Origin of the sequence: Rhizobium sp. NRK18, from assembly GCF_024385575.1 — a bacterium.
Classification (GTDB): Bacteria; Pseudomonadota; Alphaproteobacteria; order Rhizobiales; family Rhizobiaceae; genus JANFMV01.
This window is the reverse complement of the sequence record NZ_JANFMV010000001.1, coordinates 3130271-3151465: the sequence shown is the minus strand read 5'-3', so window position 1 is coordinate 3151465 and position 21195 is coordinate 3130271. Positions and strand designations below refer to the sequence as shown.

Sequence of the window (21195 nt, the reverse complement as noted above, 5' to 3'; positions counted from 1 at the left end):
CATGAGGGATTTTCCGGAAATCACCATCGGCTTCATTCCGCTCCTCGACAGTGCCGTCGTCATCGCCGCAGTGGAAAAGGGCTTTGTCAGCGACGAGAACATCGTCGCGCACCTCGTCAGGGAGAGTTCCTGGGCCAATATCCGCGACCGGATCGCGGTTGGGCATTTTCAGGCGGCGCACATGCTGGCGCCGATGCCGATCAGTTCCAACCTCGGCCTGTCGCCTCTGTCCGTTCCGTTGATCGCGCCGATGGCGCTCGGACTTGGCGGCAATGCGGTGACGGTCTCCAATGCCTTGTTTGCGGCAATGGAGGGGGAAGGGTGCTCGGGCGATCTCGACCCGGCCACCGCCGGCGCGGCGCTGAAATCGGTCATCGCCAAGCGCCGGGCGACGGGCGCCGATGGTCCCCGTTTCGCGGTCGTCCATCCGTTCTCGGGGCACAATTACGAACTGCGCTACTGGCTTGCGGCCTGCGGCATCGATCCCGATCGCGACGTCGAGATCGCGATCGTGCCGCCACCGCTCATGGCCGATGCCATGCGTTCAGGCCGCGTCGACGGCTATTGCGTCGGCGAGCCGTGGAACACGATTGCCGTCGATCAGGGCATTGGCCGGATCGTCACCGTCAAGGCGCGCATCTGGCGCAACAGCCCTGAAAAGGTTCTTGGCGTCTCAAGGAAATGGGCCGATGACAACCGGCCCGTCCTCGAGGGATTGCTGCGGGCGCTCTATCGGGCCGGAGAATGGTGCGGAAAGCCGGAAAACGCGGCTGAACTGGCATCCATCCTGTCGGCTCCGCGATGGCTGGGTGTTGAGGAGCGCCTCTTGCTGCCGGCATTGACCGACAGTCTGGTGGTCGGTCCAAGGACCATGATCGAAGTCGACGACTTCTTCGTGCTGCACCAGAAGGCGGCCGCGTTCCCCTGGCAGAGCCATGCCCTGTGGTTCTATAGCCAGATGGTGCGCTGGGGCCATTGCAACCATTCCGCCCACAATGTCGCCATTGCCCGCGACAGCTACCGGCCCGACATTTATCGCCAGGCATTGCGGCCGCTGTTTGCGCCGCTGCCCGGTGCCAATCTCAAGGTCGAGGGCGCGCTTTCAGCCGCCACGCCGGTCGGCGCATCGAACGCCGGGCTGGTACTGGGTCCGGACGGGTTTTTCGACGGACGAATCTTCGATCCGGACATGCTCGACGCCTACATCGCCAGCCAGCGCCATGTTGAAAATTAAATCAGGGTCGCGTCCAAATATTGTGCAGTGCCTATAATTGCGGCTCCTGTTTGGATGCCGGGACGTGCCTATATTTGCAGCATATTTACTATCTATTTGTTTTGTAATGATAAAAATTTGATATTGCCAACTGGCATGATTCCTGCTTGTATAAGTTCAGGTCCAGAGGGGGCCACAAAAAACAGATAACATTTGCGTCCAACGTCGGGCGCTCGAAGGCAAGGCTGCCAAACCGTTTTGACGCTCCACCGGAGCCGTCAAGACCGGTTCGGCAGCCTTTTTCGTTTGTTCTCTTCAATCTTACTCGGCCGTTGGCACTCCCACCAAAGGCGCATCGGAGGCAGGGAAATGAAAGTTACGAAAAGAACCGTCCTGAAATTCGGCTCGGTCGTTGCGGCGGCAAGCCTTTTGCCGGGCGTCATGCCGTCGGCGCGTGCCCGGGCCGAGAGTCTGGACGTTGAGAAGGACGAGCTGAAGCTCGGCTTCATCAAGCTGACCGACATGGCGCCGCTGGCAATCGCCTACGAGAAGGGTTTCTTCGAAGACGAAGGCCTGTTCGTCACGCTCGAAGCGCAGGCCAACTGGAAGGTGCTGCTCGACCGCGTCATCACCGGCGAACTCGACGGCGCCCACATGCTGGCCGGCCAGCCGCTTGCCGCCACCATCGGCTTCGGCACCAAGGCCCACATCGTCACGCCGTTCTCAATGGACCTGAACGGCAATGCGATCACCGTTTCCAACGCGATCTGGGAGATGATGAAGGAACACGTACCGACCGGCGACGACGGCAAGCCGGTTCACCCGATCAAGGCGGATGCCCTGAAGCCGGTCGTCGACAAGTACAAGACGGAAGGCAAGCCCTTCAACATGGGCATGGTCTTCCCGGTCTCCACCCACAATTACGAGCTGCGCTACTGGCTGGCCTCAGGCGGCATCAATCCGGGCTTCTATTCGACGTCCGACATTTCCGGCCAGATCAAGGCCGATGCGTTGCTCTCCGTAACCCCGCCGCCGCAGATGCCGGCGACGCTCGAGGCCGGCACCATTCTCGGCTACTGCGTCGGCGAGCCGTGGAACCAGGCGGCCGTCTTCAAGGGCATCGGCGTCCCGGTCATCACCGACTACGAGATTTGGAAGAACAATCCGGAAAAGGTCTTCGGCATGACCGCCGAATTCGTCGAGAAGAACCCGAACACGGTGCTGGCGCTCACCAAGGCGCTGATCCGCGCAGCCATGTGGCTCGATGAAAACAACAACGCCAACCGCGAAGAAGCCGTGCAGATCCTGTCGCAGCCGCAATATGTCGGCGCCGACGCCAAGGTCATCGCCAATTCCATGACCGGCACCTTCGAATACGAGAAGGGCGACAAGCGCGACGTTCCGGATTTCAACGTGTTCTTCCGCGACAACGCCACCTATCCCTTCTACTCCGACGCCATCTGGTATCTGACCCAGATGCGCCGCTGGGGCCAGATCCCGGAATACAAGGACGACAGCTGGTATGCCGATACCGCCAAGTCGGTCTACAAGCCGGACATCTACATGCAGGCCGCCCAGCTGCTGATCGATGAGGGCAAGGCGAAGAAGGAAGACTTCCCCTTCGGCTCCGACGGCTATCGTCCGCCCGTTCCGGCCTCCGATTTCATCGACGGCATCGCCTACGACGCCAAGCAGCCGAACGCCTACATCGACGCCATGAAGATCGGCCTGAAGGACCACCAGGTCGTCGACGGCACCGAGATCGTCAACGGCTGACCCCGCTCTCCGGCCGGAGCGGTTGCTTCGGCCGGACCAGATTTTCTTCTGCCTGCAAATTCGAGGTTTTGAACCATGGCCGATGCCACCATTGCATTCGACGAAAGCGATGCCCGAAAGACGGTGCGCCGCGAAAAGCTGTTCCAGCGCATCAACAGGCTTGGCCGCTGGCTCGACGCCCTGGGTCTCGCCTTCGTGACGCCGCTCCTGAAGATCGCCGCCGGCGACAATGTTGCCGAGCAGCTTCAGGAGCTCAAACGCGTCCTCATCATTCCGCTTGTCGGTATCGTCCTCTTCCTGGGCGCCTGGTCCGTGCTGGCGCCTCAGGTCAAGACCTCGCTCGGCGCCATTCCGGGGCCGCTCGCCGTCTGGGAGCAGGCTGGCGTCATGTGGGCCGACTACAAGGCCGAACAGCTAAAGGCCGATGACTTCTACGCCCGCCAGGACGAGCGCAATGCAAAGTACAAGGAAGAAGGCAAGCTCGACCGGATCAAGTACCGCACCTATACCGGGCAGCCGACCTACATCTCGCAGATCGCCACCTCGCTTCTGACCGTCGGCCTCGGCTTCCTGATCGCGACACTGATCGCCGTGCCGCTCGGCATCGCATCGGGCTTGTCGCGCACCTTCAACGGCGCGATCAATCCGCTGATCCAGATTTTCAAGCCGGTCTCGCCGCTCGCCTGGCTGCCGATCGTCACCATGATCGTCGCCGCGACCTACGAGAACCCGTATGATTTTATGCCGAAGTCGCTGGTCATCTCCGCCGTCACCGTGACGCTCTGTTCGCTCTGGCCGACGCTGATCAACACGGCGCTCGGCGTGGCTTCCATCGACAAGGACCTTGTCAATGTCGGCAAGGTGCTGCAGCTCTCCACCTGGACCACGGTGCGCAAGCTCGTCCTGCCGTCCGCCCTGCCGCTGATTTTCACCGGTCTGAGGCTCTCCCTCGGTGTGGGCTGGATGGTCCTGATCGCCGCTGAAATGCTGGCGCAGAACCCGGGCCTCGGCAAGTTCGTCTGGGACGAATTCCAGAACGGCTCCTCGGATTCGCTCGCACGCATCATGCTCGCCGTCTTTACCATCGGCATCATCGGTTTCGTGCTCGACCGCATCATGTATGCGCTCCAGCAGGCCTTCACCTTCTCGTCGAACCGGTAGGGGAGGGTATGATGACCATTCTCGAAATCTCCGGCGCGTCGAAGAGCTTCGGCTCGGGCAAGACCCGCAACGACGTGCTGGACGACGTCAACCTCAAGGTGGCCGAAGGGGAATTCATCGCCATCGTCGGCTTCTCCGGATCCGGCAAGTCGACGCTGATCTCGCTTCTCGCCGGCCTGTCGCGGCCGGACAGCGGCGCGGTGCTCTTCAAGGGCCGCGAAGTGACCGGCCCCGATCCGGAACGCGGCGTCGTCTTCCAGTCCTACGCGCTGATGCCGTGGCTGACCGTCTGGGGCAATGTTTCGCTGGCAGTCGACAGTGTCCACAAGAGCCTCGGCAAATCCGAGCGCAGGGCGCTGGCTGAAAAGTACATCGAGATGGTCGGTCTCGCTCATGCCGTCGACCGCCGCCCGGCCGAACTGTCCGGTGGCATGCGCCAGCGCGTATCGGTGGCCCGGGCGCTTGCCATGCAGCCGGAAATCCTGCTGCTCGACGAGCCGCTCTCGGCGCTCGATGCCCTGACCCGCGCCAAGCTGCAGGACGAGTTTGCCGAAATCTGCGAGCGCGAGAAGAAGACGATCGTCCTCATCACCAATGATGTCGACGAGGCAATCCTGCTCGCCGACCGCATCATCGCGCTCACACCCGGTCCGAAGGCCACACTCGGAAAGAGCTTCGACGTCAAGCTCGCCCGTCCGCGTGATCGCGCCGAGATGAACCACAACGAGGACTTCATCCGCATCCGCGCCGAAGTCACCGAATATCTGATGGACCTTGGCGCCAAACGCGGCGGCGATATCGAGAACGACATCGTTCTGCCGAACGTCGTGCCGATCACCCAGAAGCCTGCGGCGGAAAAGCTGCCGGCCGCCTATGAGAAGGCCGCCCAGACCGTCACCGAGAAGCGCTTCGTCGAGTTCTATGACGTCAAGAAGGTCTATCCGACGCCGAAGGGGCCGCTGACGGTCGTCGACGGTTTCGAGCTGAAGATGGACAAGGGCGAGTTCATCTCGATCATCGGCCATTCCGGCTGCGGCAAGTCCACGGTCCTGTCGATGGTTGCCGGGCTCAACAAGATTTCCGCCGGCGGCATCGTCCTCGACGGCAAGGAAATCAGCGGCGCCGGACCGGACCGCGCCGTCGTCTTCCAGGCGCCCTCGCTGATGCCGTGGCTGACGGCGCGCGAGAACGTCGCCCTCGGCGTCGACAAGGTCTATCCGGACGCGACGCCTGCCGAGCGCAAGGACATCGTCGAATATTACCTGCATCGTGTCGGCCTCGGCGACGCCATGCACCGGCACGCCGCCGATCTGTCGAACGGCATGAAGCAGCGCGTCGGCATCGCCCGCGCCTTTGCGCTGTCGCCGAAGCTCCTGCTGCTCGACGAGCCCTTCGGCATGCTCGACAGCCTGACGCGCTGGGAGCTGCAGGAGGTGCTGATGGACGTCTGGAAGCGCACCAAGGTTACCGCCATCTGCGTCACCCATGACGTCGACGAGGCGATCCTGCTCGCCGACCGCGTGGTGATGATGTCGAACGGCCCGAATGCCAGGATCGGCAACATCATGGAGGTCGACCTGCCGCGTCCGCGCACCCGCAAGGCGCTGCTCGCCCACCCCGACTATTACGCCTATCGCGAAGAACTCCTCGATTTTTTGGAAGCCTATGAGGGCGGCGCCGATCCCAGCGCCGAGCAACTGCAATCAATTCAGGAAAAACGCGCCGCCCGCATCGCCCGTCAGAAGGCGGCGGCCATGGAAGCTGCGGAGTAAGACCCATGACAAAGAAGCTTGTCATCATTGGTAACGGCATGGCGCCCGGCCGCATGCTGGACGAATTGTTTGAAAAGGCGCCCGGCCTCTACGACGTCACGATCTTCAACGCCGAGCCGCGCGTCAATTACGACCGCATCATGCTCTCGCCGGTCCTTTCCGGCGAAAAGGCCTATGAGGACATCATCATCCATTCGGATGAATGGTATGCCGAGCACGGCGTGACGCTGCACAAGGGCGCAAAGGTGGCCCGCATCGATCGCGATGCGAAAACGGTAACGGCTGAGAACGGTGTCACTGCTTCCTACGACAAGCTGGTCATCGCCACCGGATCGTCGCCCTTCATCATCCCGGTACCGGGTCACGACCTGCCGGGCGTGCTTGCCTACCGCGACCTCGACGACGTATCGAAGATGCTCGACATCGCGGCACGCAAGGGCAGGGCGGTCGTCATCGGCGGCGGCCTGCTCGGCCTCGAAGCCGCCTATGGCCTGAAGCGTCAGGGCATGGAAGTGACCGTCATCCACCTGATGCCGACGATCATGGAACGCCAGCTCGATCCGGCGGCCGCCTATCTTCTCGAAAAGGCGCTCACCGAACGCGGTATCGAGATCGTCACCAAGGCCAACACCAAGCGCATCCTCGGCGAGGACAAGGTCACCAGCATCGAGCTGGAAGACGGCCGCATCATCGACGCCGAAATGGTCGTCATGGCGGTCGGCATCCGCCCGGCCGCAGGCCTTGCCAAGGACGCCGGCATTGCCTGCAACCGCGGCATCGTCGTCGACGACGGCATGATGACCTCCGACCCGGATGTCTACGCGCTCGGCGAATGCGCCGAACACCGGGGCATCTGCTACGGCCTCGTCGCCCCGCTTTACGAAAGCGCCCGCGTGCTTGCCGACCGGCTGACCGGCGGCAGCGCCGAATACCAGGGCTCCGTCGTCAACACCAAGCTCAAGGTCACCGGCATCAATCTCTTCTCGGCGGGCGATTTCGCCGATGGCGACGATCGCCAGGAGATCGTGCTGCGCGACGCCAATGCCGGCGTCTACAAGCGGCTGATCCTCAAGGACAATCGGATCATCGGCGCCGTCCTCTACGGCGAAACCGCCGACGGGTCCTGGTTCTTCGACCTGATGAAACGCCAGGTCGACATTACTGAAATGCGCGACACGCTGATCTTCGGCCAGGCTTACCAGGGCGGTGCCCAGCTGGACCCTACGGCGGCCGTTGCAGCCTTGCCGGATGATGCGGAAATCTGCGGCTGCAACGGCGTATGCAAATCCAAGATCACCGGCACGATCTCGGCCAAGGGGCTCACGACGCTGGACGAGGTGCGCGCCCACACCAAGGCTTCGGCCTCCTGCGGGTCCTGCACCCATCTCGTCGAACAGCTGATGGCCGTTACACTCGGCGACGCCTACAATCCGCAGGCCGTCAAGCCGATGTGCGGCTGCACCGACTTCAGCCATGACGACGTCCGTCGCCTGATCGTCGCCAAGAAGCTCAAAAGCATCCCGGCCGTCATGCAGGAGCTCGAATGGAAGACCTCCTGCGGCTGCGCCAAGTGCCGGCCGGCCTTGAACTACTACCTCGTCTGCGACTGGCCGGACGAATATGCCGACGACTATCAGTCGCGCTTTATCAATGAGCGCGTCCACGCCAACATCCAGAAGGACGGCACCTATTCCGTCGTTCCGCGCATGTGGGGCGGGGTGACGTCTTCGGCTGAACTGCGCGCCATTGCCGACGTCGTCGACAAGTTCAATATCCCGACGGTCAAGGTTACCGGCGGCCAGCGCATCGACATGCTCGGCATTCACAAGGAAGACCTGCCCGCCGTCTGGGCCGATCTCGGCAAGGCCGGCTTCGTCTCCGGACAGGCCTATGCCAAGGGCCTGCGTACGGTGAAGACCTGCGTCGGATCGGACTGGTGCCGCTTCGGCACGCAGGATTCGACCGGTCTCGGCATCCGGCTGGAGAAATTCATGTGGGGCTCCTGGACGCCGGCCAAGGTCAAGCTCGCAGTCTCCGGCTGTCCGCGCAACTGCGCCGAGGCGACCTGCAAGGACGTCGGCATCATCTGCGTCGACAGCGGCTACGAAATCCACTTCGCGGGAGCCGCGGGCCTCGACATCAAGGGCACGGAGGTCCTCGGCCTCGTCAAGACCGAGGACGAGGCGCTCGAATACATCGTCGCGCTGACCCAGATGTACCGGGAGCAGGGCCACTATCTCGAGCGCATCTACAAGTGGGCCAAACGTATCGGCTACGACGAGGTCCGCCGCCAGATCATGGACGATGAGACCAGGCGCAAGGCCTATTTCGACCGCTTCGTCTTCTCCCAGAAATTTGCCCAGGTCGATCCCTGGTCGGAACGCGTGTCCGGCAAGGACAAGCATGAGTTCAAGCCGATGGCGACCGTCGGCTTTTCCGCAGCCGCCGAATAAGGGGAAACGTCATGAACTGGATTTCAATAGGCAGGCTGGAAGACATTCCGCGTCGCGGCGCCCGCTGCGTGAGGACCCCGCAGGGCAAGATCGCCGTCTTCCGCACCATGGACGACCACGTTTTTGCCATCGAGGATCATTGCCCGCATAAGGGCGGCCCGCTGTCTCAAGGCATCGTCCATGGTCACGATGTGACCTGCCCGCTGCACAACTGGGTGATTTCGCTCGAAACCGGCAAGGCGCTCGGTGCGGACGAGGGGGCGGTGAAGACCGTGCCGGTCAGGAACGACGAGGGCGATCTCTTCATCGCGCTCGAAAGCCTGATGATGGCGGCGGAGTGAGGAGATGACTGCCGGCGCCGCATGCTTGACTTACCGCTCCCCAACCCCTCCCCACAAGGGGGAGGGGTTGTGCGCCGCTGCGGTTTTACACGATGGAAAGGTCTCCCCCAACCGAGGACTTTTCAGATTTTTGAAGGCGGTGCATCAGGTTAGCCCCTCCCCATTGTGGGGAGGGGTTGGGGAGGGGATTTCTCGTATACAAGTCGCAGAGGGCTCGTCCGATGGCCTGTGACGTCAAGACAACCTGTCCCTACTGCGGCGTCGGCTGTGGCGTCATCGCGACCGTTCACGACGACGGAGCGGTTACGGTCAAGGGCGATCCGGATCATCCCTCCAATTATGGCAGGCTCTGTTCCAAGGGCTCGGCGCTTGCCGAAACCCTCGATCTCGATGACCGCATTCTCCATCCGGAAATTGCCGGCAAGCGCACATCCTGGGACGAGGCGTTCGACCTCGTCGCGAAGACCTTCTCGGAAACGATCGCAGAGCACGGCCCGGATTCGGTTGCCTTCTATGTCTCGGGCCAGCTTCTGACGGAAGACTACTATGTTGCCAATAAGCTGATGAAGGGCTTCATCGGCTCCGCCAACATCGACACCAACTCCAGGCTCTGCATGGCCTCGTCGGTTGCCGGTCATCGTCGGGCCTTCGGCTCGGACACGGTTCCGGGGACCTATGAGGACCTCGAACTGACCGATCTCGTCGTCCTGACCGGCTCCAATCTCGCCTGGTGCCACCCCGTCATCTACCAGCGCATCGCCGCGGCGAAGGCGAAGCGTCCCGACATGAAGGTGGTGCTGATCGATCCGCGCCGCACGATGACGGCCGATATCGTCGACCTGCATCTCGCCATTCGCCCGGATGGCGACATGGCGCTGTTCAATGGGCTGCTCGCCCATCTTGCCGGCAGCCCGGTGCTGGACGCTGATTACATCGCCGCCCACACGCATGGCTTCGCCGAGGCGCTGTCGGCGGCGCGGGCACTGAGCGTCGAGGACGTGGTAAACGCCACCGGCATCGACGAGGAGGCGCTAAAGGCCTTCTACACCCTCTTCGAAACGACGGAAAAGGTCGTCACCTGTTACAGCCAGGGCGTAAACCAGTCCTCCGCAGGCACTGACAAGGTCAACGCCATCATCAACTGCCATCTGGCGACGGGACGTATCGGCCGGTCCGGCATGGGCCCGTTTTCGCTGACCGGCCAACCGAACGCCATGGGCGGCCGCGAGGTCGGCGGCCTTGCCAACATGCTTGCGGCCCACATGCTGATCGAAAATCCCGGACACCGGGATCTGGTCCAGACATTCTGGAACGCACCGGCAATGCCGCAGACGGCTGGCCTGAAGGCCGTCGACATGTTCGAAGCCGTCGCCGATGGCCGTATCAAGGCGCTGTGGATCATGGCGACCAATCCGGTCGTCTCGTTGCCGGACGCCGATCGGGTTCGCGAGGCGATCCGCAACTGCCCCTTCGTCGTCGTCTCCGACATATTGAAAGCCACGGACACGGCGGAACTTGCCGATGTGCTGTTGCCCTCGGAAGGCTGGGGCGAGAAGAACGGCACGGTCACGAACTCCGAGCGCCGAATCTCACGCCAGCGTCGCTTCCTGAAAGCGCCGGGAGAGGCGATTGCCGACTGGCGCCAGTTTGCCGAAGTCGGAAAGCGCATGGGCTTTGCCGACGCTTTCTCATGGGCGACAGCGGCGGAGATCTTCGCCGAACACGCCGCCCTGTCGTCGCAGGACAACCACGGCAGCCGGGATTTTGATATCGGCGCCTATGCGGAGATAGACAGAGAGACGTTCGATGACATGCCGCCTTTCCAGTGGCCGCAGCCGAAGGGCATGGACCGACAGGAGACCCGTTTCTTTGCCGACGGCCGCTTCTATCATCCAGACCACAAGGCCAGGTTCGTCGCCGTGACGGCGGAGACGCCGGAACGCGCCGACGGCGACTTTCCCTACCTGCTGAACACCGGCCGCATCCGCGATCATTGGCACACCATGACCCGGACGGGAAAAAGCGCCCGCCTTTCGGCCCATATCGCCGAGCCCTTCGCCGAAATCCATCCAGAAGACGCGTTGAAGATTGGCGTCCGCGAGGCGGGCCTTGTGCGAATTGAAAGCCGGCATGGCAGCGGCGTGGTTCGGGCCCTTGTGACCCGACGCCAGCGCCGCGGCAGCATCTTCGTGCCGATGCACTGGACCGACCAGTATTCTGCCAACGCCCGCATCGACGCCCTTGTCGCGCCGTTGACCGATCCCGTGTCGGGTCAGCCGGCATTGAAAAACGTGGCAGTCCGCGCCTCCGCTTTTCCGGCATCGCTCTTCGGTTTCGCCGTCAGCGCGGAAAAGCCCGTACGGCCCGACTGCGCCTATTGGGCGCTGGCGCGTGCCGAAGGCGGCTTTCGCATGGAGTTCGCCTTCACCGATCCGGTCGAGAACGTCGATGCCTGGGGCCGCAGGGTTCTCGGCGTGCCGGACACGGCCGAATGCATCGGCTATGAAGACCGCCACAGTGGCCATGTCCGCATGGCCTATTTTGCCGGTGACCGTCTCGTCGCGGCGCTGTTCGTGGCGCGCCAGCCGGTGGCGGTGTCGCGCAACTGGATGGTCGCACAGCTGACGGAAGCCCATGCGGAGCCTGCTGCCCGCAACGCTCTGGTCGCCGGCCGGCCCGGCGCCGATCGTCCCGACCCGGGCGCCAACGTCTGCTCCTGCTTTTCCGTCGGCGTCAACCAGATCGTCGCGGCGGTGCATGCGGGCAACGCCACGGTCGAGGCGATCGGCAAATGCCTCAACGCCGGAACCAATTGCGGCTCCTGCCGCGCCGAAATCAGGGGGATCATCGATGGATGCCATGTCGCTGCCGCTGAATGAAATGCCGACGCGCCCGGCGCCGGCCCGCATGGCGCCGCTCGCTAAGCTGCCCGTCTTCTGGTCTCTGGAAGGAAAGCCTGTGCTCGTCGCCGGCGGGTCGGACGCTGCGGCCTGGAAAGCCGAGCTGCTGGCCTCTTGTGGTGCCGAAGTCCACGTCTGGGCGACCGATGGCGAGCTCGGCGAGACGATGCGCGGTCTTATGGATGTCGCGCATTTGCCCCCCTCGCCGCAAGCGGGGCGAGGGGGCGACAACGATGCCGCATCTCCCTTCTCCCCGTCAGGACGGGGAGAAGGTGCCGGCAGGCGGATGAGGGGCGCCGAAACGAAGACGCGCGGCCGCTACATTCAACATGCGCAGGCTTGGACCTCGGCTTCATTCGCTGGCATGGCGATTGCGATAGCCGACTGCGAAACCGAGGAAGAAGCAGCCGAGTTCTTCGATGCCGCCCGTGCGGCCGGCGTTCCCGTCAATGTCATCGACAAGCCGGCCTTCTGCCAGTTCCAGTTCGGCGCGATCGTCAACCGCTCGCCGGTCGTCGTGTCCATTTCGACGGATGGCGCAGCCCCCATCCTTGGCCAGGCGATCCGCCGGCGGATCGAGACGCTGCTGCCGCCGGCGCTCAAGGATTGGTCGGCGCTCGCCCAGGCGCTGCGCGAAAAGGTCAACCTGCGTCTGAAGCGCAGTGCGCCGCGCCGCGCCTTCTGGGAGCGCTTCACCGACCGGGCGCTGACAACGAATGACAAGCCTCGGGAGGACGAGGATGCGCGGCTGATGGCGGACATCGCGCGGCTGGAAACGGCCGCCGGCGCCATCGGCCGCGTCACGCTCGTCGGCGCAGGTCCGGGAGATGCAGAATTGCTGACGCTGAAGGCGGTGCGCGCTCTGCAGGCCGCTGATGTCATCCTGTTCGACGATCTGGTCTCGCCGGAGGTGCTCGAACTCGCCCGCCGCGAGGCAAAACGCATGCTGGTCGGCAAACGCGGCGGCCGCGAAAGCTGCCGTCAGGAAGACATCAACGACATGATGGTGACCTTTGCCCGGGCGGGCAAGCGCGTCGTGCGCCTGAAGGCTGGCGATCCGGTCATCTTCGGCCGGGCAGGGGAGGAGATAACCCGCCTGCAGAATGAGGGAATCTCCGTCGACATCGTTCCCGGCATCACGTCGGCGAGCGCCATGGCGTCAAGGCTCGGCGTGTCGCTCACCCACCGCGACTGCGCGCAATCGGTCCGCTTCGTGACCGGTCATTCGAAGAAGGGCGAACTGCCCGAGACCATCGACTGGAAGGCGCTTGGCGATCCGACCACCACGACCATCTTCTACATGGGCGGCCGCACAGCCGCCAAGATCGAGGCCCGCCTCATCGGGGCCGGCCTGCCAGCCTCAACCCCCGTCGTCATCATGTCGTCCGTCTCCCGCGGCAACGAACGCCGCTGGACGGGCAAGCTGCATGGATTGGGTGCCGCAATGCAGGACATCGGCGTCGATGAACCGGTATTGATCGGGGTCGGCGCGGTGTTTGCGGAGGCCGTTGGATTGGACGTGGGCGGATTTTCCGAGGAGATGCCGGCCCAAGCTGGGGTTTGCCGTTAAATCTTGTTTCAGACAATAGCGTCATTTTGGTTCGCAACCTCCGAACATGAGCCGCGAGCCCATTATGTCTGCTGAACGTCCAGTCACCCTCTCGATCGTCGCGCCGTGCTACAACGAGGCCGACGGCATCGTGGAGTTCTGCCGCCGTGCGATCGCTGCCGCGCAGGCGGTTGCAGGCAATTCGTTCGAGCTCTTGCTTGTCGATGACGGTTCGCGCGACGCGACGTGGGACAAGCTGTCTGACCTTGCCGAAAAGCAGAAGGAAATCGTCGCGATCAAGCTGATGCGCAATCACGGTCACCAACTTGCCGCGACCGCCGGGCTGGCAAACTCCCGGGGAGAGTTTGTGCTGCTGATCGATGCCGACCTGCAGGATCCCCCGGAACTTGTCTCCGACATGATGGCCATGATGGCCGAAGGGCAGGATGTTGTTTACGGCCAGCGGCGGGAGCGAAAGGGCGAGAGCTGGTTCAAGCTTGCCACGGCGAAGGCCTTTTACCGCATTCTTCCATGGCTCGCGAAAACGGATATCCCGAAGGACACAGGTGATTTCCGTCTCATGCGCCGCAGGGTTGTCGACATTCTCCTTTCCATGCCGGAGCAGGACCGCTTCCTTCGTGGCATGGTCAGCTGGATCGGCGGTCGGCAGGCGCCGATCCTCTATGAGCGGGATCCCCGCTATGCCGGCACCACTGGATACCCTCTGACCAAAATGCTGCGGCTTGCCATTGACGCGATTACGGGGTTTTCAACCCGACCGCTGAGAATTGCGACCTGGTGTGGCGTCTTCTCGGCGGCAGCGGCTGTCGGTCTCTTGCTCTACACGATTGCCCGATGGATGGCAGGAGACACTGTTGTCGGCTGGTCGAGCCTCATGGTCGTCATAACCGGTTTCAGCGCGGTGCAGTTGTTGACGCTTGGAATTCTGGGGGAGTATCTCGGGCGCCTCGTACAGCAGAGCAAGTCGCGGCCTCTCTATCTGGTCGATGAAATCGTTTCCGACGGGCTTTCGAGGACCGTGTCTCACACCCGCATAGACCGGCTGAGCGATCGATACGCCGTGGTGCCCGGCGATCGGGAGCTGTTGTCATGATCCGTTTCGTGACGGAACGGGCGTCGACGGTGCTGGGGCGCGATATTGTGACATTCCTGAAATACGGCATGACAGGCGTCGCCAACACGCTGGTCGACGTCGCGACGTTTTCCGTGCTCCTTTGGCTGGGCGCAGATGGCAATCTGGCAAATGTGGCCGGCTTCGGCATGGGCGCCGTCAACAGTTACATGATGAACAAGCATTACACCTTCGCCGTCGCAAAAGGCGCCGGAGCAGGCGCGGAAGTGAAGCGGATTGCGGCCTTTTCCTGCGTTGTGCTTCTCTGCCTGCTCGTATCGGCAGTGGCCTTCCATTTGGCCTACAGCACATTCGGGGCGGTGATGGCGAAGGTGATCTCGACCCTCGCGGTGCTGGTTTTCGGCTTCACGCTGAACCGTGCTTTCGTCTTTCGCAATGTGCCCTGAAATGGTGTTGTGATCGTCATGCGGAACCTTTCAGGAATGAGCGATGGCTCGACAGGCGCTACGGGCCGCCACAGCCTTGCCGCGCTGACGCCATGGCTCATCCTCCTCCATGTGCTTGCCGTTGGCGTGTTGGTGGCGGTGGTTACCGTGCCGCCCGTTCTGGACTATCCAAATCACTATGTCCGCTTTTGGCTTCTGGCCGGTGGGATCGACGATGCGCCGCTTTCATCGATGTACAGCGTGGACTGGTCTCGAACGGTCACCAACATCGGTATCGATCTCGTGGCCAGCCTTGCCGGCCCCATCCTCGGCGCCGATGTCATCGCAAAACTGGCCCTGTTCTTGAGCTTCAGCCTGCCAACGTTCGGCGCGATTGTGCTCAATCGCCATTTGGCAGGCCGCTGGCATCCGTGGCAGCTGGCGATACTCTTCTTTGCATGGTCGGCAACATCGATAGGCGGCTTCATGAATTTTCAGATCGGGCTGGGGCTCGCGCTGATTTTTGCCTGGATCGATTGTCGGATAAGCTTGCGCAGGCATGTCATTCTGGTGCCATGGCGCGCTGTGGCATTCGGCCTGCTGCTGATCGTTCATGCGTTTCCTGCCTGCTTCTTCCTTCTGACAATCGGGGCACTTGAGTTCGGTTCCGACTTCACCCCCTTCCACTCTTGGAAAAAAGCCGGTGCCACGGCCATGCGAATATTCTGGGCAGCCTTAGCGTGTGCGATTCCTTTGCTATTGATCTTCGCCCTCGGTCCGGCTGTTCCCGGCGGCAACGCCGGTCTGCAACTGATGTGGAACGACACGTTGCAGACCCAGCTTTTGAATATTGCATCAGCCTTCTGGAGCTATGACTTTCGTGTTGACTACTCCTTTCTGGTCTTGCTCTGGATTGCATCCATCATCATACGCCGATCTGCTCGTGGGCACGCGCATGCCGGGTTGCTCCTGGGATTCGTCGCTCTCTGCATCTTTTCCATCATTGCACCGCGCAACATGCTGGCCACCGGCTGGATCAGTTGGCGCTTTCCGATCATGGCAGCGCTGGTCGGGATGGCTGCCTTCCTGCCGGGCGAGGCGCGGGAAAATAATCGATATCGTTTTGCATGGGCGCTGATCGTCCTTGCCGTCTTCGGCAGGCTGGCATGGGTCGGCAGCAACTGGATGCGCTACCAGGACGACGTCAATGACGTCATCGCGGTGATGCAGGACATTCCGGCCGGATCGGCCGTTTTGCAGGCGGGGCATGTTGACCCTGCAGGAGTTCCGTTCTGGAAGTCCTATCGACACATGGCTTGGTCTTACGATACGTACAGGCATCTGGCCACGCTTGCGGTGCCTATCGCCCACTCCTTTGTGCCAACAGTCTTTACCGCCTATGGCAAGCAGCCTCTGCAGGTTCAAAAGGCCTGGCAGGACATCGATGTGCCGGAAGATAACCTCATCTCGACGTCGTGGCTGATCTGCAGGACGACTTCAGATTTCCAGGGGACGTATTGGCAATATATCGCCAATTGGCGTCAGCGGTTTGACTACGTCATCGTTCTCAATGCGGATCTTCCGGACAAGGAAGCCGGCTTCGATGTGCCGGATGGTCTCCGGCATGTGCGCCATACACCTTTCGCAGATCTGTTTGAGGTGGACAAAAGCTGGAGTGAGCGCGATATCCAGCCCAGAAAGTCTTACTGTTCGGACAAATTGATGTGAGAAAGGGGGCTTAAGCGGTGCCCGTTCTTCTCGCAATTTGCCGAACCCTCCTCCAGCGCCTAAATAGGTCAGCATTGCCAACAGGAATACGTCTGAAATGCCGGAAATCACCAAACAGCAGGTCATGGAGAAACTGAAGTCGGTCCGCGGGCCGGATCTGGACGGTGACATCGTCAGTCTCGGCATGGTGTCGGATGCCTTCATCGCCGATGGCAAGGTGTATTTCTCCATCACCGTTCCGGCCGAACGGGCGCGCGAGCTGGAACCGCTGCGTCAGGCCGCCGAACGGGTCGTCAAGGACATTCCGGGCGTCACCGGGGTTCTGGCGACGTTGACGGCCGACAAGAAGGCCGGGACGCCCAATCCGGCGCCGGAGCGTCCGTCGCCGCAGGCGTCCCATGCCAGCCATGGCCATAGCCATGCAGGCCACGCCCATGGCGGCCCGGCTCAGGGAAGTCCCGCTCAGCCGCGCGGCAAGGCCGGCGTTCCGGGCATCGGTGCCATCATTGCCGTTGCCTCCGGCAAGGGCGGCGTCGGCAAGTCGACGACGGCCGTCAACCTGGCGCTTGGGCTGCAGGCGAACGGGCTCAAGGTCGGGCTTCTGGATGCCGATATCTACGGTCCATCCGTGCCGCGCCTGTTGAAGATCGCCGGACGGCCCACGCAGATCGACGGCCGCGTCATCCGGCCGATGGAAAATTACGGGCTCAAGGCGATGTCGATGGGCTTCCTCGTCGAGGAAGACACGGCGATGATCTGGCGCGGCCCGATGGTACAGTCGGCGCTGATGCAGATGCTGCGGGAAGTCGCTTGGGGCGATCTCGACGTGCTCGTCGTCGACATGCCGCCGGGCACCGGAGACGCGCAGTTGACCATGGCGCAACAGGTGCCGCTCGCCGGTGCGGTGATCGTCTCGACGCCTCAGGATCTCGCGCTGATCGACGCCCGCAAGGCCGTCAACATGTTCAACAAGGTCGAAATTCCGGTTCTCGGCGTCGTCGAGAACATGAGCTATTTCGTCTGCCCCGATTGCGGCACCAGCCAAGACATCTTCGGCCATGGCGGCGCGCGGGCGGAAGCCGAAAAGATCGGCGTGCCGTTCCTGGGCGAAGTGCCGCTGACCATGGAAATCCGCGAAAAGTCTGATGCCGGAACCCCGGTCGTCATCTCGTCGCCAGACGGGCCGCACGCCAAGGTCTACCGCGAGATCGCGGCAAAGGTCTGGCAGTCGGTTGGAGAAAGACGCCAGCCCGCCGCCCCGTCCATCGTCTTTGACGACTAGAGGCTGAACAAGGGCAGCAATGGGAAGTGAAACGCAGATTATCCCATTGTTTTCGTGACGAATTGACTTGAATTTTCGCAGTGGAAATTATGGCTTCTCTGCGAAATTCAAGAGCAATTCCATCGGTTGATGGCGTCAGAATAACGCAGGGGGCTGGCGTGTCATCGGCAATTTCACTATGTTGCGGCTCCCTAGACATGAGGCAGGACCTCCCACCTGTTGCACTCTGATGACTGATTTCACCGAGTACTCGGCGCACGGCCCGAAAGAAGAGGGCGTGCGCAAGCTTCTTCCTTTGACACTTGGATCGATTGGCGTCGTTTACGGCGATATCGGCACCAGCCCGCTCTATGCCTTCCGCGAGGCCCTGCGACCGATCGCGTTCGACGGCATCACCCGTGCGGAAATCATCGGGCTGGTTTCCCTGATGATCTGGTCGCTGACGATCATCGTGACGATCAAATACGTTCTCGTGCTGCTGAGAGCAGACAATGACGGTGAAGGCGGGACGCTGTCGCTGCTGGCGCTGCTGATGAAAACCGGCAACGGCCACACGACCCTGCTGATGTTCATGGGGCTGGCCGGCGCCGCACTTTTCCTCGGCGATGCCATGATCACCCCGGCGCTCTCCGTCATGTCGGCGGTCGAGGGCCTCAAGCTGACGGCGCCGGGCCTGTCCGAATTCATCGTGCCGATCTCGCTCGGCATCCTGATCGGCCTTTTTGCCATCCAGTCTCGCGGCACCGGTACGGTTGCAAGCTTCTTCGGCCCGATCACCCTGATCTGGTTCATCGTGCTCGCCGCCGGCGGCGTGGCGCACATCTTCGACGACCCGGCGATCTTCCAGGCCTTCAATCCGGTGCATGCCGTCTATTTCCTGATGCGGGAAGGGACGCTCGGCCTCATCGTTCTCGGCGCGGTCTTCCTGACGGTGACTGGGGCGGAAGCGCTCTACGCCGACCTCGGCCATTTCGGCCGGCGGCCGATCCAGCTCGCCTGGTTCGCCGTCGTCTTTCCGGCCCTGACGCTGAACTATCTCGGCCAGGGCGCCTTCATCCTGAAGACGCCGGAAGCCGCCAGTGATCCGTTCTTCCTGATGTTCCCGCAATGGGCGCTGCTGCCCGTCGTGCTTCTCGCCACCGCGGCCACCATCATTGCCAGCCAGGCGGTCATCACCGGTGCCTTCTCGCTGACGCGTCAGGCAATCCACCTCGGCTTCCTGCCGCGCCTCGATATTCTCTTCACCTCCGAGACGAATACCGGGCAGATCTACCTGCCGGCCATCAACGCGGTGCTGCTGTTCGGGGTCACCGTTCTCGTCCTCGGCTTCGAGAGCTCGGACCGGCTGGCGACCGCCTACGGCCTTTCGGTCACCGGTGCCATGGTGGTCACGACCATCCTGTTCTTCGAATTCGCCCGCGTGCGCTGGAACTGGCCCACACCTGTCGCCTTCCTCGTGCTCCTGCCGCTCTTCTGCCTGGAACTCATCTTCCTCGGCGCCAATCTCCTGAAGATCCATGAAGGCGGCTATGTGCCGGTGCTGCTCGCCAGCTTCTTCACGCTCATCATGTGGACCTGGTGGCGCGGGTCGCGGCTGATCTCGTCGAAGATCGCCCAGCAGGACCTCAGGCTGATGCCGTTCCTGCACTCCCTCGAGCGCAAGAGCGACCATGCGCCGGTTTCCGTCCCGGGCACGGCGATCTTCCTGACGTCCGATCCCGACACGCCGCCGCCGGCGCTCATGCACAATCTGAAGCACAATCACGTGCTGCACGAGCGCAACATCATCCTGACCATCCGCACGATCAACAAGCCGCGGCTGAGGGAAGAGGACCGTTACGTACTCGACAAGATCTCGGAACGCTTCTGGCGGGTGGAGCTGCATTTCGGCTTCATGGAAACGCAGAACGTCTCCAAGGCGCTCGGTTATCTCCGCAAGGCCGGACTGAAGTTCGACATCATGTCGACCTCCTTCTATCTCGGCCGGCGCAAGCTCGTGCCGGATGCCAAGCACGGCATGCCGCTCTGGCAGGACAAGCTCTTCATCGCGATTGCCAACACGGCGGCCGACCCTTCGGATTACTTCCGCCTGCCGGCCAACCGCGTCGTCGAGCTCGGTACGCAGGTCATCATCTAGCACACCCACCTAGGGCTGAATTTACGGAAAATGGCGCAAAACGTGCCGTTTTCGCATGGCTATCTCCACTCCAGTCCGGCTGTTAACCCCTCATCAAGGTTAATGAGAGATATTTTTGCCGAGTATCGAGTTGTTGTTGGAGTAGCGTGTTGCGTAGGAAGAGCTCTCATGGGCGCCGCAAGGGGGCCTGGGTTTCGCCGGTCGTCTTCGGCATCGCCGCCTGGCTTTCCTTTCCGTCCGTCGCCGCCTATGCGGATCTGGCCGGTCTGCTGAGCGGAGTGGACGGTGGCCCGCAAAGCTGGAACATGGTGCTGACCAAGGCGCCGTCCGGTTCTGTGCACGACGCCGAGCTGGCGTTCAACGATCCGATCATCACCGGTGCCATCGGCCATGACGCCGGCATCATTCTCCCCAATGGCGAAAAGGTCGCCATCCGCAACTCAGCGAAGCCGAAATCGGACACGCCCGACGAAGACCGCGTCATGCGTGCCGACAAGAAGAGCCGCATCGTTGCCGTCGCGCCGATGCTGCCGCCGGAAGAGTTTACCGCCGGCTCGATTACCGGTCGGGTGAAGCTGTTCTTCTCGCCCGTTGCCGCCGGCAGCAAGCGCACATCCTTCCTGAAGCCGAAGAAGGGCGAACACCAGACGCAGGTCGCGTCCGTCTTCCGCAAGGACAAGAAGACGAAGTCCCAACCATCCGCACCACCGGCCGCACTTGTGGCCTTGATGGACAATGACAGGGGCGATGTGCTCGCCTCGGCCTACGCGCCGTCGAAGCCGGACTACACGCAGGCCTCGCCGTTCGACTCGATCCTGCGCAAGGAGCCGAAGGACCCCGGCCGCTTCGTGCCGCCGATGGAAGCCGGTGACCATGCCTGGGTTGCGACCGCATTGCCGGAAGGCGTCTTTTCCGCCCGCGAACAGCAATGCCTGGCATCCGGCATCTATTTCGAGGCGCGCGGAGAATCGGTCAAGGGACAGGCCGCCGTCGCCCAGGTCATCCTCAACCGCGTGCGCAATCCCGCCTATCCCGATACGGTTTGCGGTGTCGTCTACCAGAACAAGGATTGGCGCAACCGCTGCCAGTTCTCGTTCGCCTGCGACAACATCCGTGACCGGATCAACTCCACCTACCACTGGAAGATCGCCCGCGAAGTGGCGATGGCCACCAGCTCCGGCAAGATCTGGCTGCCGGAAGTGGGGTCCGCGACCCACTACCATGCCGTCTATGTCCGCCCGCGCTGGGCCAAGACGATGGAAAAGGTCGGGCGCATCGGCCTGCACGTCTTCTACCGCACCTATGGCGGCGGCTGGAGCTGAGCTCCGACCGCCGGCCTTCTTCCTTGTATAAAGACAGCCTCTC

The 21195-nt window shown here is 62.3% G+C and carries 14 protein-coding genes; all 14 read left to right on the top strand.

Translation table 11 applies throughout. The features are described 5' to 3' along the window. Position 1 precedes the first annotated feature (1 nt). Positions 2-1234, top strand: coding sequence for a CmpA/NrtA family ABC transporter substrate-binding protein (locus tag NN662_RS14910; protein ID WP_261931018.1), 1233 nt, complete (start codon positions 2-4; stop codon positions 1232-1234). A gap of 348 nt (positions 1235-1582) precedes the next feature. Further along, complete coding sequence (locus tag NN662_RS14905; RefSeq protein ID WP_261931017.1) at positions 1583-2989, top strand: CmpA/NrtA family ABC transporter substrate-binding protein; 1407 nt, start codon at positions 1583-1585, stop codon at positions 2987-2989. Between the two features lie 75 nt (positions 2990-3064). Next, positions 3065-4150, top strand: a complete 1086-nt coding sequence (locus NN662_RS14900) for an ABC transporter permease (protein ID WP_261931016.1) — start codon at positions 3065-3067, stop codon at positions 4148-4150. Between the two features lie 11 nt (positions 4151-4161). Beyond that, positions 4162-5922, top strand: coding sequence for an ABC transporter ATP-binding protein (locus tag NN662_RS14895; RefSeq protein ID WP_261931015.1), 1761 nt, complete (start codon positions 4162-4164; stop codon positions 5920-5922). Positions 5923-5927: 5 nt separating this feature from the next. Then, positions 5928-8375, top strand: coding sequence for a nitrite reductase large subunit NirB (gene nirB / locus NN662_RS14890; protein WP_261931014.1), 2448 nt, complete (start codon positions 5928-5930; stop codon positions 8373-8375). A gap of 11 nt (positions 8376-8386) precedes the next feature. After that, positions 8387-8716 (top strand): nitrite reductase small subunit NirD, encoded by a 330-nt coding sequence (gene nirD / locus NN662_RS14885; RefSeq protein ID WP_261931013.1) that lies wholly within the window; start codon positions 8387-8389, stop codon positions 8714-8716. Between the two features lie 221 nt (positions 8717-8937). Next, positions 8938-11595 carry a nitrate reductase gene (locus NN662_RS14880; RefSeq protein WP_261931012.1) on the top strand — a complete coding sequence of 886 codons (2658 nt, stop codon included), beginning with the start codon at positions 8938-8940 and terminating at the stop codon, positions 11593-11595. Beyond that, on the top strand, positions 11567-13186 hold the full coding sequence (gene cysG, locus NN662_RS14875) for a siroheme synthase CysG (protein WP_261931011.1): 1620 nt from the start codon (positions 11567-11569) through the stop codon (positions 13184-13186). The genes NN662_RS14880 and cysG overlap by 29 nt, the downstream gene beginning before the upstream one ends. Before the next feature lie 46 nt (positions 13187-13232). Further along, positions 13233-14279, top strand: coding sequence for a glycosyltransferase family 2 protein (locus tag NN662_RS14870; protein ID WP_261931010.1), 1047 nt, complete (start codon positions 13233-13235; stop codon positions 14277-14279). Then, entirely contained in the window at positions 14276-14704 is a 429-nt protein-coding gene (locus NN662_RS14865) for a GtrA family protein (RefSeq protein ID WP_261931009.1), read from the top strand. Before NN662_RS14870 ends, NN662_RS14865 begins: the two co-directional genes overlap by 4 nt. 36 nt (positions 14705-14740) lie before the next feature. Next, entirely contained in the window at positions 14741-16411 is a 1671-nt protein-coding gene (locus NN662_RS14860; RefSeq protein ID WP_261931008.1) for a hypothetical protein, read from the top strand. 97 nt (positions 16412-16508) lie between these two features. Then, positions 16509-17693: an iron-sulfur cluster carrier protein ApbC gene (gene apbC, locus NN662_RS14855; protein WP_261931007.1), complete on the top strand. Its 1185-nt coding sequence runs from the start codon at positions 16509-16511 to the stop codon at positions 17691-17693. Positions 17694-17922: 229 nt separating this feature from the next. Continuing rightward, positions 17923-19830, top strand: a complete 1908-nt coding sequence (locus NN662_RS14850; RefSeq protein WP_261931006.1) for a potassium transporter Kup — start codon at positions 17923-17925, stop codon at positions 19828-19830. Between the two features lie 149 nt (positions 19831-19979). After that, positions 19980-21152, top strand: a complete 1173-nt coding sequence (locus tag NN662_RS14845) for a cell wall hydrolase (protein ID WP_261931005.1) — start codon at positions 19980-19982, stop codon at positions 21150-21152. Positions 21153-21195 lie beyond the last annotated feature (43 nt).